At 73.4% G+C, this 23,012-nt stretch carries 19 protein-coding genes; 7 read left to right on the forward strand and 12 right to left on the reverse strand.

The genetic code is table 11. The features are described 5' to 3' along the window. Nucleotides 1-533: 533 nt before the first annotated feature. From ACWEFJ_RS32360 to ACWEFJ_RS32370, 3 genes are read left to right on the forward strand one after another with little or no spacing between them, the layout of a single operon-like run. Nucleotides 534-1,316 carry an IclR family transcriptional regulator gene (locus ACWEFJ_RS32360; protein WP_449716065.1) on the forward strand — a complete coding sequence of 261 codons (783 nt, stop codon included), beginning with the start codon at nucleotides 534-536 and terminating at the stop codon, nucleotides 1,314-1,316. Between the two features lie 25 nt (nucleotides 1,317-1,341). After that, nucleotides 1,342-2,166: an NAD-dependent epimerase/dehydratase family protein gene (locus ACWEFJ_RS32365; protein ID WP_449716066.1), complete on the forward strand. Its 825-nt coding sequence runs from the start codon at nucleotides 1,342-1,344 to the stop codon at nucleotides 2,164-2,166. Next, nucleotides 2,163-3,653, forward strand: coding sequence for an aldehyde dehydrogenase (NADP(+)) (locus ACWEFJ_RS32370; RefSeq protein WP_449716067.1), 1,491 nt, complete (start codon nucleotides 2,163-2,165; stop codon nucleotides 3,651-3,653). The genes ACWEFJ_RS32365 and ACWEFJ_RS32370 overlap by 4 nt, the downstream gene beginning before the upstream one ends. A gap of 669 nt (nucleotides 3,654-4,322) precedes the next feature. On the opposite strand, the gene ACWEFJ_RS32375 is transcribed toward ACWEFJ_RS32370, so the two are convergent. The 3 genes from ACWEFJ_RS32375 to ACWEFJ_RS32385 are packed head-to-tail and all read right to left on the reverse strand — an operon-like array spanning nucleotide 4,323 to nucleotide 7,930. Beyond that, the gene (locus ACWEFJ_RS32375) at nucleotides 4,323-5,384 is read right to left on the reverse strand and encodes an acyl-CoA dehydrogenase family protein (RefSeq protein ID WP_449716068.1); all 1,062 of its coding nucleotides are present in this window, start codon (nucleotides 5,382-5,384) and stop codon (nucleotides 4,323-4,325) included. A gap of 13 nt (nucleotides 5,385-5,397) precedes the next feature. Further along, a complete protein-coding gene (locus tag ACWEFJ_RS32380; RefSeq protein ID WP_449716069.1) occupies nucleotides 5,398-6,936 on the reverse strand; it encodes an aldehyde dehydrogenase family protein in 1,539 nt (512 codons plus the stop codon). 10 nt (nucleotides 6,937-6,946) lie between these two features. Further along, on the reverse strand, nucleotides 6,947-7,930 hold the full coding sequence (locus ACWEFJ_RS32385) for a 2-dehydropantoate 2-reductase (RefSeq protein ID WP_378094690.1): 984 nt from the start codon (nucleotides 7,928-7,930) through the stop codon (nucleotides 6,947-6,949). 237 nt (nucleotides 7,931-8,167) lie between these two features. Here ACWEFJ_RS32385 and ACWEFJ_RS32390 point away from each other — a divergent pair, with 237 nt between their 5' ends. Together ACWEFJ_RS32390 and ACWEFJ_RS32395 are read left to right on the forward strand one after the other, a co-directional pair. Then, a complete protein-coding gene (locus tag ACWEFJ_RS32390; protein ID WP_378094688.1) occupies nucleotides 8,168-8,905 on the forward strand; it encodes a GntR family transcriptional regulator in 738 nt (245 codons plus the stop codon). Nucleotides 8,906-9,124: 219 nt separating this feature from the next. Next, entirely contained in the window at nucleotides 9,125-9,319 is a 195-nt protein-coding gene (locus ACWEFJ_RS32395; RefSeq protein ID WP_378094686.1) for a hypothetical protein, read from the forward strand. Between the two features lie 104 nt (nucleotides 9,320-9,423). On the opposite strand, the gene ACWEFJ_RS32400 is transcribed toward ACWEFJ_RS32395, so the two are convergent. Genes ACWEFJ_RS32400 through ACWEFJ_RS32425 form a run of 6 tightly spaced genes read right to left on the reverse strand, consistent with a single transcriptional unit; the run spans nucleotide 9,424 to nucleotide 17,646 of the window. Beyond that, nucleotides 9,424-10,401 carry a TerC family protein gene (locus ACWEFJ_RS32400; RefSeq protein WP_378094684.1) on the reverse strand — a complete coding sequence of 326 codons (978 nt, stop codon included), beginning with the start codon at nucleotides 10,399-10,401 and terminating at the stop codon, nucleotides 9,424-9,426. A gap of 16 nt (nucleotides 10,402-10,417) precedes the next feature. After that, nucleotides 10,418-10,948 (reverse strand): hypothetical protein, encoded by a 531-nt coding sequence (locus ACWEFJ_RS32405; RefSeq protein ID WP_449716070.1) that lies wholly within the window; start codon nucleotides 10,946-10,948, stop codon nucleotides 10,418-10,420. Further along, complete coding sequence (locus ACWEFJ_RS32410) at nucleotides 10,948-12,453, reverse strand: Nramp family divalent metal transporter (protein ID WP_378094680.1); 1,506 nt, start codon at nucleotides 12,451-12,453, stop codon at nucleotides 10,948-10,950. The genes ACWEFJ_RS32405 and ACWEFJ_RS32410 overlap by 1 nt, the downstream gene beginning before the upstream one ends. Nucleotides 12,454-12,512: 59 nt before the next feature. Continuing rightward, a complete protein-coding gene (locus tag ACWEFJ_RS32415; protein WP_449716071.1) occupies nucleotides 12,513-14,645 on the reverse strand; it encodes an acetate--CoA ligase family protein in 2,133 nt (710 codons plus the stop codon). A gap of 25 nt (nucleotides 14,646-14,670) precedes the next feature. Then, nucleotides 14,671-15,900: a formyl-CoA transferase gene (gene frc, locus ACWEFJ_RS32420; protein ID WP_449716072.1), complete on the reverse strand. Its 1,230-nt coding sequence runs from the start codon at nucleotides 15,898-15,900 to the stop codon at nucleotides 14,671-14,673. Between the two features lie 12 nt (nucleotides 15,901-15,912). Further along, nucleotides 15,913-17,646 carry a thiamine pyrophosphate-binding protein gene (locus tag ACWEFJ_RS32425; RefSeq protein ID WP_449716073.1) on the reverse strand — a complete coding sequence of 578 codons (1,734 nt, stop codon included), beginning with the start codon at nucleotides 17,644-17,646 and terminating at the stop codon, nucleotides 15,913-15,915. 199 nt (nucleotides 17,647-17,845) lie between these two features. On the opposite strand from ACWEFJ_RS32425, the gene sucC reads away from it, so the two are divergent. Both sucC and sucD read left to right on the forward strand, forming a co-directional pair. Then, entirely contained in the window at nucleotides 17,846-19,000 is a 1,155-nt protein-coding gene (gene sucC / locus ACWEFJ_RS32430) for an ADP-forming succinate--CoA ligase subunit beta (protein ID WP_449716074.1), read from the forward strand. 1 nt (nucleotide 19,001) lies between these two features. After that, entirely contained in the window at nucleotides 19,002-19,889 is an 888-nt protein-coding gene (sucD, locus tag ACWEFJ_RS32435; RefSeq protein ID WP_449716075.1) for a succinate--CoA ligase subunit alpha, read from the forward strand. 349 nt (nucleotides 19,890-20,238) lie between these two features. Here the strand turns inward: sucD and fdhD are convergent, their stop codons facing one another. Genes fdhD through ACWEFJ_RS32450 form a run of 3 tightly spaced genes read right to left on the reverse strand, consistent with a single transcriptional unit; the run spans nucleotide 20,239 to nucleotide 22,818 of the window. Continuing rightward, nucleotides 20,239-21,039: a formate dehydrogenase accessory sulfurtransferase FdhD gene (gene fdhD / locus ACWEFJ_RS32440; protein WP_378097126.1), complete on the reverse strand. Its 801-nt coding sequence runs from the start codon at nucleotides 21,037-21,039 to the stop codon at nucleotides 20,239-20,241. Next, entirely contained in the window at nucleotides 20,921-21,496 is a 576-nt protein-coding gene (locus tag ACWEFJ_RS32445; protein WP_449716076.1) for a hypothetical protein, read from the reverse strand. The genes fdhD and ACWEFJ_RS32445 overlap by 119 nt, the downstream gene beginning before the upstream one ends. After that, nucleotides 21,493-22,818 carry an MFS transporter gene (locus ACWEFJ_RS32450; RefSeq protein WP_449716077.1) on the reverse strand — a complete coding sequence of 442 codons (1,326 nt, stop codon included), beginning with the start codon at nucleotides 22,816-22,818 and terminating at the stop codon, nucleotides 21,493-21,495. Before ACWEFJ_RS32450 ends, ACWEFJ_RS32445 begins: the two co-directional genes overlap by 4 nt. Between the last annotated feature and the right edge of the window lie 194 nt (nucleotides 22,819-23,012).

The raw sequence follows: 23,012 nt of genomic DNA on the forward strand, positions 1-23,012 counted from the left end.
CCGACGTCGGGGTCGCCCCACGGGGTGGGCCGCGACGGCACCGCCGCCACTGGCCGTCGCACCCACGTCCAGGGCGGTGTCGACCGATGTCACCGGGCCACCCTCGGCGACCGCGGTGCCCAAGTCCAGGTGTTGCGCAACCCCCGCGGTGCGGCGGGGTTCACCGGTTCGGCGCAGGCGGGGTGGGCGTCGGCGGCGGGCCGCGCGCCGGGAGACTGGACGCGGAGCCGGGCCGTCCTCGCCGCGCGGCACGTCCGGGCCGGGGCGGTCGGGTGGCGGTCCGGCCGGTGGGCGGCCCCGGCGCGACGCCGGTACCCCCAGGTCGGGTGCGTGGAGGAGCCCGCAACGGTCACTACAGCGTCGGCCGTGGCGCACCGGCGGGAGAGTGTCATGGACGGCGTCTCCTGTTCGCAGCCATACTGTTCATATATGTGAAGTGCGGTCGTACTTGTGAACGTGTTGGGCGGACTGTAAGAATCGGCGCAGCGACGTGTCAAGTGCGTGTTGCCGGAACGTTTCCCGTGGAGGATTTGGTGACTGGATCCGCGTCACCCGCTCGGCCGAACGCGGTCAAGTCGGCCGATCGGACTGTGGAACTGCTCGAAGTGCTGTCGGCGTCGGACCGCCCGCTGACGCTGACCGAACTGCACCGCGAGCTGAGCTACCCGAAGTCGAGCCTCTACATGCTCCTGCAGACGCTCGTCGCCCGCGGGTGGGTCGAACTCGACCCGACGCGCGGCACCTACGGCATCGGCGTGCGCGCCCTGCTCGTCGGCACGTCCTACCTCGACCACGACCCGGTGGTGCAGGTCGCCATCCGGGTGATGGAGCAGGTGCGGCGGGAGATCAACGAGACGGTCCACCTGGCCCGCCTCGACGGCGCGGACGTGGTGTACCTCGCCAGCCGCGAGTCCGAGCACCACCTGCGCGTGGTGTCCCGCGTCGGCCGCCGCCTGCCCGCGCACTCGACGTCGCTGGGCAAGGCGCTGCTGGCCGCGCGCACGCCCGCCGAGGTCGACGCGATCCTGCCCGCCCGGCTGACGCCGTTGACGCCGAACACCGTCGTCGAACGGCCCGCGCTGCACGCGCAGCTCGCCGGGTTCCGCGCGGTCGGCTACGCCCACGAGCGCGAGGAGAACACGCCCGGCCTGGGCTGCTTCGCCGTCGCCCTCCCCTACCGCAACCCGGTGCTCGACGCGATGAGCTGCTCGGTGCCGCTGGGCAGGCTCGACCCCGACCACGAGCGCCAGGTCGTCGAGGCGCTGCTGCACGCCGCGCGCACGATCACCGAACTGCTGCGCCAGTTCGGCCGCTGATTCCGCAATCGCGAAAGGGCTCGATGTGACCGCACGAATCCTGATCACCGGCGCCGCCGGGATAGTCGGCACGCTCATGCGCACCCGACTGGCCGCGCCGGACCGGACCCTGCGCCTGCTCGACATCGCGCCGCTGCCGCCCGCCGCCGACGGCGAGCGGGTGGAGCCGGTCACGGCGTCGGTCACCGACCAGGCCGCGATGGACGAGGCGTGCGCGGGCGTCGACGCGGTGATCCACCTCGGCGGGCACAGCCTGGAGCGGCCGTGGGCGGAGATCCTGGACGTCAACATCAACGGCACGCACGTGGTGCTGGAGGCGGCGCGGCGGGCGGGCGTCCGCCGGGTCGTGCTGGCCAGCTCGAACCACGCGGTCGGGTACTACCGGCGGTCGTCGGGCGAGGCGGGCGACTACCTGTTCCCGCAGCCGGACACGTACTACGGCGTGAGCAAGGTGGCGTTGGAGGCGTTGGGCAGCCTGTACGCGTCGCGGTACGGGATGGACGTGATCGCGGTGCGGATCGGGTCGTGCTTCGAGAAGCCGCGCGACGCGCGGATGCTGTCGACGTGGCTGTCGCCCGACGACGGGGCGCGGCTGTTCGAGGCGTGCCTGTCCGCGCCGTCGCCCGGGTTCCGCGTGATCTGGGGCGTTTCGGACAACACGCGCCGGTGGTTCTCGCTGAGCGAGGCGGAGGCGTTGGGGTACAAGTCGGAGGACGACTCGGAGGTGTTCGCCGAGGAGGTGCTGGCCGCCGCCGGCGAGCCGGCCGCCGATTCCCCCGCCATGACCTACCTCGGTGGCGCGTGGTGCACGCCCGAGTTCGACACCGCGGTGAAGGAGGCCGGTCGATGAGCGAGCAGGGTTACGACCCGCGGACCGGGCAGCCGGTCGGCGAGGCCGTGCCGGAGACGTCGGCGGTCGAGGTCGACGCGGTGGCGCGGGCGGGTGAGGCGGCGTTCCCGGCGTGGGCGGCGTTGCCGGCGGCCGAGCGGGCCTCGGTGCTGGAGGCCGTGGCGGACGCGTTGGACGCCGCTTCCGGGCCGTTGGTGGAGATCGCGGACGCGGAGACGGCGCTGGGCGTGCCGCGGCTGACGACGGAGCTGAAGCGGACCACGAACCAGTTGCGGCTGTTCGGCGAGGTGCTGCGCGAGGGCAGCTACGTCGAGGCCACGCTGGACTCGGCGAACCCGGACATCATCCCGCCGCGGCCCGTGCTGCGGCGCATGCTCCGTCCACTCGGGACGGTCGGGGTGTTCTCGGCCTCGAACTTCCCGTTCGCGTTCTCCGTGGCGGGCGGCGACACGGCGTCCGCGCTGGCCGCCGGCTGCCCCGTGGTGGTGAAGGCGCACCCGTCGCACCCCGGCACGTCGCAGGCGACCGCGCGCATCGTGGCGTCGGTCGTGCCGGCGGGGGTGTTCGGCATCGTGCACGGCCAGGAGGCCGGCGTGGCGCTGGTGAAGCACCCGGCGATCAAGGCGGTGGGCTTCACGGGCTCCACCGCCGGCGGCCGCGCCCTGTTCGACCTGGCCAACGCCCGCCCCGACCCGATCCCGTTCTACGGCGAGCTGGGCAGCGTCAACCCGACCGTCGTCCTGCCCGACGCCGCCGCCGCGCGCCCCGAGGGGTTCGCCGCGGAGTTCGTCGGCTCGCTGACCCTCGGCGTGGGCCAGTTCTGCACCAACCCCGGCCTGCTGTTCGCCCCGTCCACCCTGGTCCCGGCCCTGGCCGACGCCGTCAAGGCCGCCACGGGCGGGCCGATGCTGAACGAGCGCATGTGCGACTCGTACCGCTCGGGCACCTCCGCGCTGGCGGCGTCGGGCCTGGTGGACCTGGTCGCCGAGGGCACCGCCCCCGCCGAGGGCTGGAGCGTCGAGCCGCGCCTCTTCCAGGTGCCGCTCACGACGTTCGCGGACAACCTGGAGAAACTCACCGAGGAGCACTTCGGCCCGGCGGCGATCGTGGTGACCTACACCGATCCGGCCGAGCTGGACCCGGTGCTCCGCCGCCTGCCGGGTTCGCTCACCGGCACCGTGCACGCGGCCGGGAGCGAGCACGGCCAGGCGGGTCGGGTGGCGGAGGCGCTGCGGCCGGTGGTGGGTCGGCTGATCTTCAACGGCTGGCCGACCGGGGTGGCCGTGGCGTGGGGCATGCACCACGGCGGGCCGTGGCCGGCCACGACGAACCCGCTGCACACGTCCGTCGGCGCGACCTCGATCCGGCGGTGGGTGACCCCGGTTACCTACCAGTCCTGGCCGGACGAGCTGCTGCCCGCCGAGCTGCGCGAGGGCAACCCGCTGGGCATCCCGCGGCGCGTGGACGGGGTGCTCGGCGTCCACTGACCGCGGTCGCCCGACGCGTTCGCCGACCGCGGTCGCCCGACCTGTCCGCTGACGGCGTTCGCCCCGACCGAGCCCGGCGTTCGCCCCGACCGAGCCGGCCCGCAACGCGTTCGCCGACCGCGGTCGCCCGGCCCGTCCGCTGACGGCGGGTGCTCACCCCGACGCGTTCGCTGATCGTGGTCGCCCAGCGCGTTGGCTGACGGTGGGCGTTCGTCGGTGGCGGTCGCCGAGCACGGTCGCCCGGAGGTTCGCTGGTGTGACCGGGCAGCTGCGAGGCTCGTGCGGGGGCGGACGGCCGGTCGGGGCGGCACCGGGTTGCCGGCCGATGGTTGGCGGTGTGGGTGGTGAGGGTCGCCGGTCGGGTGGTCCTCCTGTGGGGGTCACTGGTCGGCCTCCTGTCAGGGGTCGCTGGTCGGGTGGTCCTCCCTGTGGGGGTTGCGGGCCGGCTCGGTGGTTGCCGGGTGGTGGGGTGCGGTGGCCGTCGGGCCGGCTCAGGCGTGCGGGGTTGCTCGGGTTTCCTCTTCGTTTCAACCGACGTTCGAGGCCGTGGATAACGGCGTTTTGGTTGATGGCGATTGCGAAGTTCACCCGGTAGTGGTCCGATGATCTTCGGGGCCGAGGTCGGGGTAGTGGTGTGGGAGAGTGTCCGACACTCGGGGAAACCGCTGGTCAAGCGCCCAGACGGGCCACCGCCGAGGCACCTGGCTCCCCACGCGCGGTGAAGTCGGTGAACTGGTCGGCGGTCGGGCTCATGGTGTTCAGAGCCCTCGCCTCGCGGAAGCGGCGCTCCACCGTCGCCCTCGTGCTCGGTCCCAGGTCCGCGGCCAGGGCCAGCGCCTGGTCCGTGACCACGACCAGCGCCTCGGCGGTGTGCACGGCCAGGTGGCACAGCTTCCGCCTGGCCCGGTCGGGTTCCCAGTCGACCGCGGCCACGGCGTCCTCGCGCAGCACCCGCACCGCGTCGGCGCGCAGGCGGAGGCGCAGCGAGTCGGAGGGGCCGACGTGCGGGGCCACGGCTTCGATCGCCCCCGCCATCACGCCCAACGCCGCCGACGCGCCCAGCACGACCCACCACGGCAGCACGTGGTGGACGACGGTGTCGAACGACCGCCCGTCCTCGCCCAGCAGGCAGTCCACGGGCACGTGCGCGGGATCCGCCCACACCGTGTTGGCCGCCACCCCGCGCAGTCCGAGGCCCGGCCGGTCGACCGGGACGAACAGCCCCGGCGCGTTGCCCGGCACCGACCACAGCGTGGTGGTGCCGGGCGCGCCGAGGGGTGTGCTCGACCAGACGTGGCTGTCGGCCTCCCCCGCCGCGACGACGCCGCTCTTGCGGTCGCGCAGGTCCACCACGTCGCCCCGCCGCACGGCCGTGCCGGAGGGCAGCGCGAAGTGCGCGCCGGGCGAGAACACGGCGATCGTGCCCAGGTGCCCGCCGGCCGCGACGGTGGTCCGCAGCGCCCGGCGGCCCAGCCGGTCCACCGCGGTCGCGGCGGCGAAGTGCGACCGCAGCACCACGGCCGTGCTGCCGCACGCGGCGGCGACGTGTTCCACCACGTCGGCCACCTCGGCGAGGCCGCGGCCGTGCCCGCCGACGCCGCGGGACATGCTCGTGCCGAGCAGTCCGCCGAGCGCCGCGACCGCGGCCCTGGGGAAGGCGCCGTCCCGGTCGACGGCCGGCGCGGCGGGGGCGACCACGTCGCGGACGATCCGGTTCACACCAGCGGGCATCCGTGCCTCCGCGTCAGGTGGGCGGGTAGAGGGAGTAGGACGGGAAGTTGCCGTGGAGGCGTTCGCCGGGCGGGCCTTGGGTGACGGCGTGCACGAGCAGTTCGCCGCCGACGAACGCGCCGCGCCAGGACGCGCCCCGGCCGCCGAACACCTCGGCGCGGTCGCCGCGCGACCGGGCCCGGTTGTGCCCGAACTTGAACGCGTTGACCTCTGGCGCGAGCCGTCGTGCGGTGGCTTCGTCGTCGCACGACAGGGACGCGACGAGCGCGCCGTTGCCGGCGTTCATGGCGGCGAGCAGTTCGGCTTCGGTGTCGACCAGCACGACGGTGTCGACGGGGCCGAACGGTTCGGCGTGGTGCAGCGGGGAGGACGGGGGTGGCGCGAGGACGGCGACCGGCGGGAAGTAGGCGGACGTCCGCTGGTCGGGCAGGAACCGGCCGTCGTCGAGCGAGCCGCGGTGCAGGGGCACGCCGCCCTTGGCGATCGCCTCGTCCACGACGTCGGCGAGTTCCTTGGCCTTGGCGTCGGTGATCAGCGGGCCGTAGTCGAGGTCCGGCGGGTCGTCGTCCGGTGAGGACACGGCGAGCGGGTGGCCGAACGTCACCTCGCGCACGGCCTCCAGGTACACCGCGAGGAACGCGTCGAACAGCGACCGCTGCACCACGTACCGCGGGTAGGCGGTGCAGCGCTGCTTGCCGTAGTCGAACGACTTGCGCAGTTGCGGTCGCAGCGCGTCCCAGTCGCCGAACTCCCAGACGCCCCAGCAGTTCAGCCCTTCCAGTTCGAGCACGTGGCGCCGGGTGGGGTCGAGCGCGGTGACGATCTCGGCGCCGGCGCCGCGCCCGCCGACGAACGACACACAGCCGAGGTCGGGTGAGCCGACGAGCACGGGCGACAGCTCGCGGCCGCCGCCGCTGACGAGGGTGAGCGGCAGGCCGTGGCGGACGGCGAGGGCGCAGGCCAGCGTCAGGCAGGCCACGCCGCCGTCGGTGGGGGCCTTGGCGATGACGGCGTTGCCGGCGAGCGACTGCACGAGCATGGCGTGCAGGAGGACGCTCATGGGGTAGTTCCAGCTGGCGATGTTGCTGACCGGGCCGGGCAGGGGTGTGCGGCCGTGGAGCATGGGGTCGATCCGCTCGACGTACCACTCGACGCCGTCGATGCACCGGTCGACGTCGGCGGTGGCGAGCCGCCAGGGTTTGCCGATCTCCCAGACCAGCAGCAACGCGAGCAGGTCGCGGTGGGCGCGCAGGTCGGCGAGCGCGGCGAGCGTGCGGGCTTTGCGCTCGGGCAGCGGCACGCCGGCCCACGTGCGGTGCCGGTCGGAGGCGGCGGCGACGGCGTGGGCGGCCTGGGCCGCGTCGAGGCGGGGTGGTGCGGCGATGGCGGAGCCGTCCACGGGTGAGGTGGCGTGGCCGGGTGTGCCGAGGCGCTGCCACCGGCCGTCGACGTGGTTGAGCAGCCGGTCGGGGTGGAACGCCTCGGGTGCGGCGTGCGCGCACCGGTCGTACAGCTCGGGCCACGAGGTGCCCGGCTTGAGGATCGGGGTCATGTCGGTCCTCTCAACTGGCGGCGGTGAGGGCTTGGCGCGCGAGCAGGTCGACGGCGGCGTGGACGCTGCGCAGGGTGGGCGCGGCGACGCCGGTGAGCCGGGCGATCTCGACGACGGCGCCGATGATCGCGTCGGTTTCCAGCGCCTTGCCGGCTTCGAGGTCCTGGAGCATCGAGGTCTTGTGGTGGCCGACGCGCCGGGCGCCGTCGATGCGCTTCTCGATGGAGACGCGGGGTGCGCAGCCGACGGCGCGGGCGACGGCGACGGTCTCGGCCATCATGAGGGCGACCAGTTCGCGGGTGTCGCGGTGCTCGCAGATCTCGGCCATGGTGGCGCGGGTGAGGGCGCTGAGCGGGTTGAAGGCGACGTTGCCCATGAGCTTGACCCAGATGTCGTCGCGCAGGTCCGGTTCGACGGGGGCTTTGAGGCCGCCCGCGACGAGGGCGTCGCTGAGGTCGCGGCACCGGGTGGAGACGGTGCGGTCGGGTTCGCCGAGGGAGAAGCGGGTGCCTTCGACGTGCCGGACGACGCCGGGCGCCTCGATCTCGGTGGAGCAGTAGACGACGCAGCCGATGGCGCGGCGGGTGTCGAGGACGGCGCTGACGCGGCCGCCGGGGTCGACGGCTTCGATGCGGGCGTTCTCCAGGGGGTGGCCGGCGAGGCCGTGGAAGTACCACCAGGGGATGCCGTTCTGGGCGGCCACGATGGCGGTGTCCGGGCCGAGCAGGGGCGTGATGAGCGGGCCGCAGGTGGCGTATTGGTGGGCTTTGAGGCCCAGGAACACGTAGTCGACCGGGCCGATGTCGGTCGGGTCGTCGGTGGCGTGGGGTGCGGCGGTGAAGTCGCCGCGGGGGCTGTGGACCCGGACGCCGTGGCGGCGCAGGGCGTCCAGGTGCGCGCCGCGGGCGACGAGGTGCACCTCCGTCCCGGCGCGGTGCAGCGCCGCGCCGACGTAGGCGCCGATGGCCCCGGCTCCGAGAACTGCGACTTTCATGTCGTCCCCTCACCTTCCGAGTAATTGCATACAGTATGTTGTATGAAGCTTGCCGGCGATAGCCCGTCCGGGCCGGCACGGCGAGGAACCCGAAAGGTCGGGACGGTCAGGCCGAGCACGCGGTTGACGTGCGGCGACACGACCGGGCGCGGCAGATTGCTTTTTGCATACGAAAATCTGTATGCTGAGCATCGGGCATTCCAGACATCATCCCCACCCGTGCCCGAGGAGGCGACCGTGAGCCAGTCCAACACGCCGCTGATCGGCGCGGGCGGCGCCCGTCGCGCCGGCCGCGAGTCGCTGAGCGGCGCGGCCACGCGCAAGGTCGAGCGGCCCGCCCCGTTGCGCCAGGCGGTCTACGAGGCGCTGCTCGACCTGATCGTCAACCGTACCCTCAAGCCGGGTCAGCACCTCGTCGAGATCGAGCTGGCCGAGCACCTGGGCGTGAGCCGGCAGCCGGTGCGCGAGGCGCTGCAACGGCTGCAGACCGAGGGGTGGGTGGACCTGCGCCCGGCGCAGGGCGCGTTCGTGCACACGCCCACCGACGAAGAGGCCGACCAGCTCCTCGCCGTGCGCAACGTGCTGGAGACCTACTCCGCGAAGCTCGCCGCCGAGCACGCCGGCGAGGACGACGTCAAGCAGCTCAAGAAGCTCCAGCAGGAGGGCGTCGCCGCGCTCAAGGCCAAGGACGTGGAACGGGTCGTCGCCGCGAACGCCGCGCTGCACACGTTCATCACGCGGCTGTCCGGCAACGCGGTGCTGTCCGAGATGATCGCGACGGTGGACCGCCGCGTCCGCTGGTACTACGCCCCGCTCGCGCTGACCCGCGGCAAGGACGCCTGGACCGAGCACGCGGAGATCATCGACGCCATCACGCGGCGGGAGCCGGAGCGGGCGGCCGAGCTGATGAGCCGGCACACCGAGCGCACGCGCGCCGCGTACCGCGAGCACCTGGACGCCGCGCGGTCGACGTGACCGGGACCGCCGGTGGACGTCGCCGGCCGATCCGCCGAGGTCCAGCTCAGGGCGCCTGGATCGAGTCCACGTGACAGGGCTCACCTCGCGGGCCTTTTGTATACGATAGTCTGTATTCTGGATGTAGCACCTCCGGCCGGTGGTCCACTGGACGAGCGAGTCCCGCCCCGACGACGCGGGCGGGCACCCCGCCCGAGAACGAGCGAGGAAGGCAAGCCCATGCCTGGATGGCAACAGCTCAAGCACACCCTGACCCGCCCCGCCGGGTTCTCCGCCGACGGACGGCGCCTGGGCCTCGGCCTCGACGCCGCGATGGACGCCCAGCGCCGGCGGACCGACCACGCCGTCGCCGACATCGAGCGGTACGCCAACGACCGGCGCAGCCGGGGCGAGGAGACCAGCACGGTCTCCTGACCCCGACGACGAGCCGGTCACGATGCGGCGGCCACGGCGAACCGGTCCACGCGAACACCCGACGACGGGCCGGACGGAGCCCGCGGCACCGCCCGGCCCGCGGGTCACGCCCCCGTGCCGTCCCGCTCGGCGCGCTGCCGGGCCTGGCGCGACGCGAGCAGGCTCGCCGCGGTCGTGATCAGCAGCACCACCACGATGACCCCGAGCGACAGCAGGATGGGGATCTCCGGCGCCCAGGCCACGCCGTGGTGGTGCAGCGCTTCGAGGACGAGCTTCACCCCGATGAACGCGAGGATCACCGCGAGACCCTTGCCGAGGTGGACGAGCCGGTCGAGCATCCCCCCGACCAGGAAGAACAGCTGGCGCAGCCCCATCAGCGCGAACGCGTTGGCGGTGAGCACCAGGTAGGGCTCCTTGGTCAGGCCGAAGATCGCCGGGATGGAGTCGACGGCGAACAGCAGGTCGGTGGTGCCGACCGCGATCATCACGATGAACATCGGCGTGACGACCCGCCTGCCGTCCACCCGCGTGGTGAGCGCCGCCCCGTCGTACCGCGACGACGTGGGCAGGACACGGCGCACCGCGCGCAGCGCCGCGGTCTCCCGGAACTCGTCCTCGTCGCCGCCTGGTCCTTCCCTGAGCAGCTTCCACGCGGTGAAGACGAGGAACGCGCCGAAGACGTAGAACAGCCAGTCGAACCGGGAGATGGCGCCCGCGCCGAGGGCGATGAACACCGCGCGCAGCAGCAGCGCCAGCACGACGCCGACGACGAGCACCTTCTGCCGGTACTCGCGCGGCACCGCGAACCGGCCCATGATCAGCACGAACACGAACAGGTTGTCCACGCTGAGCGAGTACTCGGTGATCCACCCGGCGAAGAACTCGCCGCCGTACCGGGGACCCGCGAGGACGAGGACGCCGAGCCCGAACAGCACGGCGAGCGCGACGTACGCGGTGACCGCCACGAGCGATTCCCGGAAGGACGGGTCGCGCGGGTTGCGGGCCACGAGGTGGAAGTCGAACGCGATCACCAGGGCGATCCCGGTCAGGGTCGCGATCCACACCCAGGTGGGGAGAACCATCTGTGCCGCCCTTCGGTCACGGTCGCTTGGTGGCGGTCGCACGCCGGCGGCGCGCCCGGACGGACGCGTCCCGCAGCACGCGGGCGTGCGCCGCGTAGCGCTCGTGCCACCGCTGTGCCAGCGGGTTGCGGGCGCGCAGCCGGTCGAGCCAGTGGGGTGCGATCCGCTCGTGCAGCCACAGGAAGCCGATGGCCCACCCGAAGCTGACGATGCCCTGGTAGGCGAGGAAGCCGGGCACGTCGTCGGGCGGGGTGGGGCCGCCGCCGAGCAGGAGCCCGGTGGAGGTCTCGGCGACGAGCCGGGCCAGGGGGAAGCCCGCGAGCCAGTACAGGGCCGCCGGGGCGAACACGCCGAGCCGGACGCGCCCGGTGCTCGCGAGGAGCGCGTAGCCCGCGCCGAGCAGGCCGAGCGGCACGGCCATGGCGAGGGCCGTGGCGGCCGCCCAGCCGTAGGGGTGCCCGACGAGCGCCGAGAGGGCGCCCGCGATGAGGCCGCCGGTGGCCCCGACGACCGCGCCGGGCACGGCCAACTCCAGTCGGTCGCGCATCAGCCCACCACCACGCCGAACCTGAGCAGGCTGTAGAGCAGCATGCCGAGGTAGAACACGGCGCCGAAGCCGATGACGAGGTTGGTGACGAGCCGGGGTCGGATGGGTTTGGGCAGCATGCGGTTGTTCACCAGGAGCAGGACGACGCAGTAGGCGCCCATGGCGAAGGTGGACAGGAACGCGAGGACGTCGAGGATCGCGCCGGGGCCGTCGGCGGGGCCGAACAGCAGGATGACGATGCCGAACGCGATGACGCCCCAGAGGAACCCGGCGTAGAGGTGGGACATGCGGAACCGCTTGGCGCCGGGCACGAAGTGGTAGGTCATGTCGGCCTGGCCGCGGGAGAACGAGTCGAACAGGCCGAGGGTGGCGTTGAGGCCGATGAGCGCGATGAAGCCGAGGAACGCGCCGCCGAGGACGGGTCCGCCCGCCGCGGCGAACGAGTCGGACATGGCGTTGAGCGCGGCTTCCCGCTCCCCCTCCCGCAGCAGCGCCGTCACGTCGGGGCTGGTGCGGGAGGCGGCCTGCGCCAGCACGGTGAACGACACGGTGACGAGCATCGTGACGCCCCAGAACAGCAGCAGCGCGTCGAAGGTGACCCACCGCCGCCAGCCGCGCCACTTGCGCATCTCGTCCTGGTCGTCGGTGTCGAACATGAACCCGCGGGACGGCATGGCCTCCTCTTCCCCGGCGTGCCGCAGGCCGCGGATGCGGGGGATGTGGGCGCCCATGCCGGCGCCGCTGTCGCGTAAGTGCAGCGTGTACCACATCTGCTGCATGCCGGACGGGCCGGCGAACGCGATGGAGCCGACGACGATCGGGAACCAGGCGGCGCTGAGCGCTTCGGGCGGCAGGTAGCCGAAGTGGAACATGCCGGTGACGGTGGACACGACGTCGGACCAGGTGCCGACCATCGCGGCGACCACGGCCGTGCCGACGACGAGCAGCCCGATGAGCAGGGACAGCACGTTCTCCAGCAGGTTGTAGATCACCTTGGCCAGGCTGAACACGACGCCGACGAGGACGAGGCCGACGCAGGCCGACACCGTCCACGGGATGCCGGTCAGCTCTTCGAGCGCGGCGGCGCCCGCGGAGAGGTGGCCGGGCCAGATGTAGACGAGGATCGCGACGGTGAAGAAGAACCACATGATCGGTTTGAACACGCGGGCCGCGCCGAAGAAGATGCTCTCGCCGGTGGCCATGGCGTAGCGGGCCATCTCCAGCATGACGACGGCCTGGAGCGTCACGCCGATGAGGAACAGCCAGCGGATCTCGGGGCCGAACAGCAGCACGAGCCGCGGCCACATGTAGGACTCGCCCATGCCCACGCCGAGCGCGACGAGGAAGACCGTCGGGCCCAGGAGGTGGATGGACGGCGGGGCGTCGGGCAGTTTCCTGATGGGCATCGCTTCCAGCCGCCCCGCCCGCCAGACGCGGTCCTCGGGCGGTGGCGCGGTCACGTCCGCGCCGGACCGCGGTTCGGCGGGTGAGTTGGGTGTATCCACAACGGACCTCCCGGTGGGTTGGTGCTTGCTGAGGCGTCCTTCCCTTCCGTGCCGCCCGCTCACAGCCGCCCGGCGGAGCGGGCCCAGCGGTACTTGGCGCCCAGCACGGCGACCGGCTTCTCCGTGGTGTACGGGTAGGCGACGATGCCGTGCCGGTACAGGTGCTCGCTCGCCCGTTCGACCTCCACGTCGCCGGCGAGGGAGGCGACGACGGGTTTGTGGATGCCCCGGTCCCGGTAGTGCCGGACGACCTCGACGACCAGTTCCGCGAACACCATCGGCGGGGTGACGATGGTGTGCCAGTAGCCGAGGACCAGGGCGTGCACGCGTTCGTCCTCGAGGCCGAGCGCGATGGTGGCGCGGTAGGTGGAGGGTGGTTCGCCGCCGGTGATGTCGACGGGGTTGCCCGCCGCGCCGAACGGGGGGATGTGCTCGCGGAACGCGGCGTCGAGGTCGGGCGGTATGCGCATGAGGGTGAGGCCGTGGTCGACGCAGGCGTCGGACAGCAGCACGCCCGAGCCGCCCGCGCCGGTGATGATGACGACGTTCTCGCCCCGGGGGGTGGGCAGCAGGGGCACGCCGCGCGCGTACTCCAGCATGTCGTTGAGGCCGGGTGCGCGGATGACGCCGCTCTGCCGCAGGACGTCGTCGTAGACCTTGTCGTCGCCGGCCAGCGCGCCGGTGTGGGAGCCGGCGGCTTTCGCGCCCTGGGCGGTGCGTCCGGCTTTGAGGACGACGACGGGTTTGCTCGCGGAGACCCGCTTGGCGGTCTCGGCGAACGCACGGCCGTCCTTGAGGTCTTCCAGGTGCATGGCGATGAGCTGGGTGTTGTCGTCCTGCTCGAAGAACGTGAGCAGGTCGTCCTCGTCGATGTCGGCCTTGTTGCCGACGCCGACGATGGCGGACACACCCATGTGGGCGGAGCGGCTGAACCCGAGGATGGCCATGCCGATGCCGCCGCTCTGCGAGGACAGGGCGACCCCGCCGCGCACGTCGTACGGGGTGCAGAAGGTCGCCGAGAGGTTTTCCGGTGTGTAGTAGTAGCCGTAGATGTTCGGGCCGAGGATGCGCACGCCGTGCTTGCGGGCGATGGCCACGACCTCGTCCTGCAGCTCGTGGTCGCCGGTCTCGGCGAAGCCGGACGGGATGAGGATCGCGCCCGCCACGCCTTTCGCGCCGGCTTCCGCCAGCGCGGCCGGCACGTGCTTCGCCGGGATGGCGAAGATCGCCACGTCCACCTCGCCGGGCACGTCGCCGATGCTCCGGAACGCCTTGCGGTCGAATATTTCGTCCGCTTTGGGGTTGATCGGGTGGATCTCGCCCCGGTAGCCGCCGTTCACCAGGTTGCGCATCACCGAGTTGCCGATCTTGCCGGGCTCGTTGGACGCGCCGATCACCGCCACCGCGGCCGGTTTCATGATCCGGTCCATGGCGGCGAGGATCTCCTCGCGGGTGAACCGGGCGGGCTCGGGCGCGGCGGCCGGGTCGACCAGGATCCGCACGTCGACGGCGGTCGCGCCGTCCGGGGTGGCCAGCACGGGGTTGAGGTCGACCTCGGCCAGCTGCGGGAAGTCGGTGACGAGGTCGCCGACCCGCCGGATCAGGTCGGCGAGCGCGTCCCGGTCGATGGGCGGCGCGCCGCGCACGCCGCGCAGGACCTCGGCCGCGGCGATGCCGTCCACCATGGACGCGGCCTCCTCGGCGGTGGTCGGCGCGAGGCGGAAGGTGACGTCCTTGAGCACCTCGACCAGGACGCCGCCCAGGCCGAAGGCGACGACCTTGCCGAACGTGCGGTCGGTGGTCGCGCCGATGATCACCTCCTGGCCGGCGGGCATCAGCCGCTGCACCTGCACGCCGACGATGTCGGCCTCGGCGTTGTGGGCGACGGCGTTGGCGACGACGGTGTCGAAGCCCTCCGCGACCTCGCGGTCGGTGCGCAGGCCGACGAGCACGCCGCCGGCCTCGGTCTTGTGCAGGATGTCCGGTGAGACGATCTTGAGCACGACGGGCGGGCCGAGCCGCCCGGCGAGCGCGACCGCCTCGTCCCGGGACGCGGCCAGCCCTTCGGCCGGGGTCGCGATCCCGTACGCCTCGCAGATTTCCCTGCCCTCCGGGGCGGTCAGCGAGGCGCGCCCCTCGGCGGTGACCGCCGCGATGATCCGTTCGACCGCTGCCCGGTCGTAGTCCGGCATGACGTCTCCTTGCGGTTCGCGGTGGTCAGATGGCGCCGAGGGCCCTGAGGTCCCGGAGCTGCCCCGGCAGGTAGCCGAGTTCGGCCAGCACCTCGTCGTTGTGCTCGCCCAGCAGCGGGGACCGCTGGACGTCGACCGGCGAGTCGGACAGCTTCAGCGGGCTGCCGACGGTCTTGTAGGAGCCGCGCTCGGGGTGCTCGACCTCGACCACGACGCCCAGTTCGGCGAGCGTCTCGTCCTCGATCAGCTCGCGGGTGGACAGGATCGGGCCGCACGGCACGTCACGGGCGTTGAGCGCGTCCATGACCTCCCACTTGGTGTGCCGCTCGGTCCACTCCTCGATCAGGGCGAACGCCTTGTCGAGCTTGTCCAACCGGGCCTCCGGGGTGGCCCACGCGGGGTCGTCGGCCAGCTCGGGCCTGCCGATCAGCTCGGTGATCGGCCGCCAGCCGACCGGCTGGATGATCACGTAGAGGTAGTCGTTGGGACCGCCGGGCGCGCAGCGCACCGCCCAGCCGGGCTGCCCGCCGCCGGAGGCGTTGCCCGACCGGGGCACCTCGTCGCCGAACGCCTCGTTCGGGTACTCGCCGAGCGGGCCGTGCGCGAGCCGCTGCTGGTCGCGCAGCTTCACCCGGCACAGGTTGAGCACGGCGTCCTGCATGGCGACCTGCACGCGCTGGCCGCGGCCGGTGGACGTGCGCTGGTAGAGCGCCGCGAGGATGCCCGCGACGAGGTGGATCCCGGTGCCGGAGTCGCCGATCTGGGCGCCGGTGGCGAGCGGCGGCCCGTCCTCGAAGCCGGTGGTGCTCATCGAGCCGCCCATCGCCTGCGCGATGACCTCGTACGCCTTGAAGTCGGCGTAGCGGCCCGGCCCGAAGCCCTTGATCGACGCGTACACCAGGCCGGGGTTGAGCTGCCGCAGCCGGTCCCAGGTGAACCCGAACCGGTCGACCACGCCCGGCCCGAAGTTCTCCACCAGCACGTCGGCGGTCGTGACGAGTTGGCCGAACACGGCCTTGCCCTCGGCGCTCTTCAGGTTCAGCGTGACGCTGCGCTTGTTCGCGTTCAGCATCGTGAAGTAGAGGCTGTCCACACCGGGCAGGTCGCGCAGCTGGCCGCGGGTGATGTCGCCGCGGCCCGGCGCCTCCACCTTGATCACGTCGGCGCCCAGCCACGCGAGGATCTGCGTCGCGGACGGTCCGGACTGGACGTGCGTCAGGTCCAACACCCGCACGCCCTCGAGAGCCTTGCCCATCGCACCGCTCCTCTACTTGTACATGGTCTGATTCACGGTTCCCGGCGCGTACGCGTCGGGGTCGATCCAGACGTTGATCAGCGACGGCAGCCCGGACTCGCGGGCGCGCCGCAGCGCGGGGGCGATGTCCTTCGGGTCGCGCACCTCCTCGCCGTGGCCGCCGAGCATGCGGGCGAACTCGTCGTAGCGGACGTCGCCGAGGGTGTTGCCGACCCGTTCCCGCGCCACGCCGTACTTCTGCGCCTGGCCGTAGCGGATCTGGTTCATCGACGAGTTGTTGCCGACGATGCCGACGAACGGCAGGTCGTAGCGCACCAGCGTCTCGAAGTCCCAGCCGGTGAGGCTGAACGCGCCGTCGCCGAACAGCGCCACGACCTCCTTGTCGGGCCGGGCGAGCTTGGTGGCGAGCACGAACGGCACGCCGACGCCGAGCGTGCCCAGCGGCCCGGGGTCCATCCAGTGGCCGGGCGACTTCGGCTGCACCACCTGGCCGGAGAAGGTGACGATGTCGCCGCCGTCGCCGATGTAGATCGAGTCCTCGGTGAGGAACTCGTTGATCTCGTGCACCAGCCGGTACGGGTGGATCGGGGTGGCGTCGGAGAGCAGCTGCGGCAACCGCTTCTCGCGCGCCTTCTCCTCCACCGCGGCCAGCTCCTCCAGCCACGGTTTGCGCGCCACCGCGCCGGTGTCCGCGCGCCCGGACGCCGCCTGCGTCACGGCGGCCAGCACCAGGTCCGCGTCGCCGACGATGCCGAGGTCGATGTCGCGGTTCTTGCCGACGGTGCGGTAGTCGAGGTCGACCTGCACCACGGTCGCCCGGGCCGACAGCCGGCGGCCGTAGCCCATCCGGAAGTCGAACGGGGTGCCGACGATGACGATCACGTCGGCGTTGTCGAACGCGTAGCGGCGGGAGAGCTGGAAGTGGTGGGGGTCGCCGGGCGGCAGCGTGCCGCGGCCCGCGCCGTTCATGTAGGCGGGGATGTTCAGCGCCCGCACCAGGTCCACCGCCGAGTCGGTCGCCCGCGTGGTCCAGACCTGGCTGCCGAACAGCACGACCGGCTTGCGCGCGTGCACCAGCAGGTCGGCCAGCCGCTCCACCGCCGCCGGGTCGCCCGCGGCCCGGGTGGACGCCCGGTAGCGGCCGGCCTCCGGGATCCGCGCCTGGTGCACCGGCACCGACGCGTCCAGCACGTCGCGCGGGATCTCCAGGAACGACGGGCCGGGCGCGCCGTGGAACGCCTCGCGGAACGCCATGGACACCAGGTCGGCGACGCGCGCGGTCGACGGCACGGTGGCGGCGAACTTGGTGATCGGGGTCATCATGTCGACGTGCGGCAGGTCCTGCAGTGAGCCCATCTTGTGCTGGCTCAACGCGCCCTGGCCGCCGATCAGCAGCATCGGGCTCTCCGCGCGGAACGCGTTGGCCACCCCGGTGACGGCGTCGGTCGTGCCCGGTCCCGCCGTCACCACGGCGCAGCCCGGCTTGCCGGTGACGCGGGCGTAGGCGTCCGCGGCGTGCGCGGCCACCTGCTCGTGCCGCACGTCCACCACCGCGATGCCCTCGTCCACGCACCCGTCGTAGATGTCGATGATGTGCCCGCCGCACAGGGTGAAGATCGTGTCGATGCCCTCCGCCTTGAGGGCCTTGGCCACCAGGTGCCCGCCGGAGATCAGTTCCGGACCCGCGTCGGGATCGCCCGCGGCTCCCGTGCCGTCGCCCGTGGCCTCGGTCGCTGTCCGCGCCATGTGCTGGTCAACTCCTTCGATCGCGGTCGGACCCGCCCGGCCGGGGGACGTGGGGGCCGGGAAGCCGTCCGTTGTAGATTGCATACCGTATGGGGTAGCCATATAGTGACGCCTTGTTCGGGCCGATGTCCAGAGCCGGCGTCACGGGAAGTCACCTCGCCCGCCATCGGCCCCCACCGCACGGAGAGGACTTCCTGCCGTGGATCTGCACGAACACCAAGCCAGGGACCTGTTCGCGGCGCACGCCGTCCCGGTGCCCCGCGGCCTGCTCGCCGCGACACCGGACGAGGCGGCGGCCGCGGCGGCGACGCTCGACGGGACGGTCGTGGTGAAGGCGCAGGTGAAGACCGGCGGCCGCGGCAAGGCGGGCGGGGTCCGCCCCGCCCGCACCCCGGACGAGGCGCGGGAGGTCGCCGCCGCCGTGCTCGGCATGGACATCAAGGGCCACACCGTGCGCGAGGTGCTGGTGGTCGAGGCCACCGACATCGCCGCCGAGTACTACGCCTCCTCCCTCCTTGACCGGACAAACCGGACATTCCTCGCCATGGCGTCGGTCGAGGGCGGCGTGGACGTCGAGGAGGTGGCCGCCACCAGACCGCACGCGCTGGCCCGCGTGCCCGTCACCGCGGTGGACCTGGCGACCGCGCACGAGATCGTCACGGCGGCCAACTTCCCGCCCTCGGTCGCGGACCGCGTCGCGGACGTCGTCGTGCGGCTGTGGGAGGCGTTCGTCGCCGAGGACGCGACGCTGGTCGAGGTGAACCCGTTGGCGCTCACCGCCTCCGGCGAGGTGCTCGCGCTGGACGGCAAGGTCACCCTCGACGGGAACGCGGCGTTCCGGCACCCCGGCCGCGCCGCCCTGGCGGACGTCGCCGCCGAGGACCCGCTGGAGGCGGCGGCCCGCGCCCGCGGCCTCAACTACGTGAAGCTGGACGGCCAGGTCGGCGTGATCGGCAACGGCGCCGGGCTCGTCATGTCCACTGTGGACGTGGTCGCGCTGGCGGGCGGGCGGCACGGCGGCGTGCGGCCCGCGAACTTCCTCGACCTCGGCGGCGGCGCCTCGGCGCGGGTGATGGCCGACGCGCTGGACGTCGTGGCGGGCGACCCGGATGTGCGGTCGGTGCTCGTCAACGTCTTCGGCGGCATCACCGCGTGCGACGCCGTGGCCGACGGGATCGTGACCGCGCTGGGGCTGCTCGGCGACACCAAGCCGCTGGTGGTGCGGTTGGACGGCAACAACGGCGAGGAGGGCAGGCGCATCCTCGCCGAGGCCGCGCACCCCTCGGTGACCGTGGTGGCCACCATGGAGGAAGCGGCCGACCGGGCCGCCCGGCTCGCCGCGACGGGGGTGTGACGTGGCCGTCTTCCTCACGTCGGGCAGTCGCGTGATCGTCCAGGGCATGACCGGGGCGGAGGGCGCGAAGCACACCAGGCGGATGCTCCGGGCGGGCACCCGGGTCGTCGGCGGCGTGAACCCGCGCAAGGCCGGGGAGGTGGTCGACTTCGACGGCCACGTGCTGCCCGTGTTCGGCACCGCGGCCGACGCCGTCGCCGCCACGGGCGCGGACGTGACCGTCGTCTTCGTGCCGCCCGCGTTCACCAAGGACGCGGTGGTCGAGGCCGTCGACGCCGGGATCGGCCTGGCGGTCGTCATCACCGAGGGCGTGCCGGTGCACGACACGGTCGCGTTCCTGGCGCACGCGGCGGCGTCGGGCGGCCGGACCCGGATCATCGGGCCGAACTGCCCCGGCGTGATCAGCCCCGGCCGGTCGAACGCGGGCATCATCCCCGACGACATCTGCGGACCCGGCCCGATCGGCCTGGTGTCGAAGTCGGGGACGCTGACCTACCAGCTCATGCACGAGCTGCGGGACATCGGGTTCAGCACCGCCGTCGGCATCGGCGGCGACCCCGTGGTCGGCACTACGCACATCGACGCGCTGGCCGCGTTCGAGGCCGACCCCGGGACGGGGGTGATCGTGATGATCGGCGAGATCGGCGGCGACGCGGAGGAGCGCGCGGCCGACCACATCCGCGCGCACGTCACCAAACCGGTCGTGGCGTACGTGGCCGGCTTCACCGCGCCCGAGGGCCGGACCATGGGGCACGCGGGCGCGATCGTCTCCGGGTCGACGGGGACGGCGCGGGCCAAGAAGGAGGCGTTGGAAGCGGCGGGCGTGCTGGTCGGCAGGACGCCCGGCGAGACGGCCGGGCTGCTGCGCGACCTGCTCGGCCGGCTCTGACCGTCACCACGCGACCGTGAGCGGCACGCCGTGCCGTACCGCCGCCCCTCGGTGACCGGGGGCGGCGGTACGGCACGGCCATGCCGCGCACGGCCGCGACCCGGCCGACCAGGACCCGGCCGTCCCCGCGACCGCGAGCCCGGCGACGGGTGCACCGCGAAACCCGCCGCCCGCACGACCGCGCGTCCGCCGCGAAGCCCGTGCCGGCGGACGCGACCGCCGCCTCCACGCCGTGCACGAGCACACCTCCGCGCACGGCGTGGAGGTGCCCGTGCACCGCGATGCCGAACCGGAGGCGCGCAGCAGGTGGCGGCGCGCCTCCGGGCCCAGCCGGGCGCCCGGCCCGACGTCACCGCCCGATCAGGCGGTGGCGGGCGGTGTAGACGTTCATCGACGTGCCGCGCAGGAAGCCGACCAGGGTCATGCCCACCTCCGCGGCCAGGTCCACGGCCAGCGACGACGGCGCGGACACGGCGGCGAGCACCGGGATGCCCGCCATCGCCGCCTTCTGCACCAGCTCGAACGACGCCCGGCCGCTGACCATCAGCACCGTGCCGGCGAGCGGCAGGCCCCGGCCCCGCAGCGCCCAGCCCACGACCTTGTCGACCGCGTTGTGCCGGCCCACGTCCTCCCGCAGGCACAGCAGCCGGCCCCGCGCGTCGAACAGGCCGGCCGCGTGCAGGCCGCCCGTGCGGTCGAAGACCCGTTGGGCGGCGCGCAGCCCGTCCGGCAGGGTGGCCAGGGTCTCCGCGTCGACCGCCAGCGGGTCGTCCGCCACCGGCCAGGTGGTCCTGGTGCGCACGGCGTCCAGGCTCGCCTTGCCGCACAGCCCGCACGACGAGGTCATGTAGAAGTTGCGCTCGATCGACGGGTCGGGCGGCGGCACGCCCTCGGCCAGGCCCACGTCGAGCACGTTGAACGTGTTCGAGCCGTCGGCGGTCGCGCCCGCGCAGTACCGGATCGAGGTCACGTCACCGGCGCCGCGCACCACGCCCTCGCCGACCAGGAACCCGGCGGCCAGGTCGAAGTCGTCACCCGGCGTGCGCATGGTCACGGACAGGGAGCGGCCCGCGACCCTGATCTCCAGCGGCTCCTCCACGGTGAGGGTGTCGGCGCGGGCGTCGGGCACCCCGTCCACCACCCGCACCACGCGTCGCCTGCTCGTCACTCGTCCCATGTGGACACTCCTCTGCTCGGCACAGGGCGGTGCACTCGGCCAGCAACCGCCGCAACGCCTCGTCGCGCCGCCCGCCCGCGGCCACCGCCACGGCACGCGTCGCCCGGTGCGCGGCGAGCGCCGGCCACCACGTCATCCACCGGGCGCGCGGCAGTCCCGCCGCCCGGAGGCAGTGCTCGACCAGGGCGTGCGTGCGCGGTGCCCGCGCGGTGCCGATCAGCGGCACCGCGAGCGCCGGCAACGCGCGCCGCCCGGTCGGCGTGCTCAGGTCGTTCACGCACCGGGCCACCGCGGCGAGCACCGGGTGCACCGCCGCGGGCCGGTCGGTCCACTCCTCGTCGGCCAGCAGCGACACCAGCTCCAGCAGGCAGCAGCCGTGCGCCGGGGTGACGTGCCGCCCCGCCGCCAAGCGGGGCAGCCGGGTCGTCACGACGCCTCGCGCGGCTGCGGCAACAGCCCGCGCGGGCGTCCCGGCCGGCTGAACCGGCCGCCCACCACCGCACCCGCCACGCCCAGCGCGGCGGCGGCGAGGAACGCGCCGGCATGGCCGTGCGACACGACGGCCGCCGACGCCACCCCGACGCCCAGCACCCCGCCGAGCGCCTTGGCGCTGTAGATGACGGCGAAGTTGAGCGGCGCGGTGTCCTCGCCGAAGTACTCGCGCACGAGCCCCACCAGCAGCGAGTAGCAGCAGCTCGTGCCGAGGCCGGCCACGCCCGCGCCGACCAGCAGGGCCACCGCGTCCTGCCGCTGCGCGCCGACCAGCAGCACCACCTGGGCCACGCCGCCGGTGGCCATGGCCAGCCGCAGCGTGAGCCGCCTGCCGACGGCCTCGGACATCCGGCCCGCCAGGATCCGGCCCGCGCCCGTCGCCACCGCCAGCACCGCCAACGCCACCGCCGCGACCACCCGGCCGCCCGGTACCGCGTTTACCACCAGGCCCGCCAGGAACACCAGGTCGAACAACGACACCGCCGCCGCGAACACCACCGTCACGCACATCAGCGCCAGGACGCCGCTGCGCACCGCCTCGCCCGGCCGGAAGTGGCGGATCGCGGGACGGTTGCTGCGGTGCGCGCCGGTCTCGCGCCGACGCGGGTCCACGTCGGCCGGCCACCAGTGGCGCGGCGGGTCGCGCAGCGGCAGGCCGCACGCCGTCACCACGACGAGCACCACGAGCGCGGCGGCGGACAGGAACACCGCCCGGTCGTCCGGCCGGAACCACAGCCCGGCGGCCAGCGCGAACGGCGCGCCACCGACCGCGAACGCGCCGGTGACCAGGGCGATCCGGCCGGTGACGCGGTCGGGGAACCAGCGGATCACGGTGCCGACGCAGGTCGCGTAGACCAGGCCCGTGCCGGCCCCGCCGACCAGCGAGTAGCCCAGGAGCAGGACGGGCAGGTGCTCGGCGAACCCGAGGGCGAGCAGCCCGACCGCGCCGAGCGCCGCGCCCAGCACGACCGCGGTGCGCGGCGCCAGCAGGCCGCGTTCCCGCAGCCACGCGGCGGGGAACGCGACGCCGGCCTGGCACGCCGTCCAGAGCGCGAACGCCCAGCACAGCGCGACCAGGTCCCACCGCTGCGCCAGGACCGGCACCAGCGCGCCGAACCCGTACTGCGCGGTGCCGGCGGCGAGCATGGCGATGCCGCACAGCCAGGCGATCCGGTCCCGCGAGTGGCCCAGCAGTTCCCGGTCCGACTCGCCGACCCGGTGGCGGCGACCGTAGACGTCGAGGACTTCCCGCACCCGCATGAGGACCACCCTCCTTGCAGATTGTATACAGTATTACGTAGCCTACTCCCCGCACCCGTTCCCGACCACCCTCGGACGGCGGCAGGCGCGAACCCTCCCCGGAACGAGGCGGCACGTCCGGGAAACGGCCCCGGCGTCGCCCGCCCCGGTCGAACCCGAGCGCCAGGGCTGTCGCGGGAAGCACGACCGGCGTA

Source organism: Actinosynnema sp. NPDC004786, from assembly GCF_053601135.1.

Bases quoted from the DNA above. Each gene is read 5' to 3' on its own strand.
- ACWEFJ_RS32385 (WP_378094690.1), bottom strand. From the start codon at position 7,930: ATGAAAGTCGCAGTTCTCGGAGCCGGGGCCATCGGCGCCTACGTCGGC.
- ACWEFJ_RS32425 (WP_449716073.1), bottom strand. From the start codon at position 17,646: ATGGCGCGGACAGCGACCGAGGCCACGGGCGACGGCACGGGAGCCGCG.
- frc (WP_449716072.1), bottom strand. From the start codon at position 15,900: ATGGGCAAGGCTCTCGAGGGCGTGCGGGTGTTGGACCTGACGCACGTC.
- ACWEFJ_RS32375 (WP_449716068.1), bottom strand. From the start codon at position 5,384: ATGCCCGCTGGTGTGAACCGGATCGTCCGCGACGTGGTCGCCCCCGCC.
- ACWEFJ_RS32370 (WP_449716067.1), top strand. From the start codon at position 2,163: ATGAGCGAGCAGGGTTACGACCCGCGGACCGGGCAGCCGGTCGGCGAG.
- ACWEFJ_RS32395 (WP_378094686.1), top strand. From the start codon at position 9,125: ATGCCTGGATGGCAACAGCTCAAGCACACCCTGACCCGCCCCGCCGGG.
- ACWEFJ_RS32415 (WP_449716071.1), bottom strand. From the start codon at position 14,645: ATGCCGGACTACGACCGGGCAGCGGTCGAACGGATCATCGCGGCGGTC.
- ACWEFJ_RS32405 (WP_449716070.1), bottom strand. From the start codon at position 10,948: ATGCGCGACCGACTGGAGTTGGCCGTGCCCGGCGCGGTCGTCGGGGCC.
- ACWEFJ_RS32400 (WP_378094684.1), bottom strand. From the start codon at position 10,401: ATGGTTCTCCCCACCTGGGTGTGGATCGCGACCCTGACCGGGATCGCC.
- ACWEFJ_RS32450 (WP_449716077.1), bottom strand. From the start codon at position 22,818: ATGCGGGTGCGGGAAGTCCTCGACGTCTACGGTCGCCGCCACCGGGTC.
- ACWEFJ_RS32380 (WP_449716069.1), bottom strand. From the start codon at position 6,936: ATGACCCCGATCCTCAAGCCGGGCACCTCGTGGCCCGAGCTGTACGAC.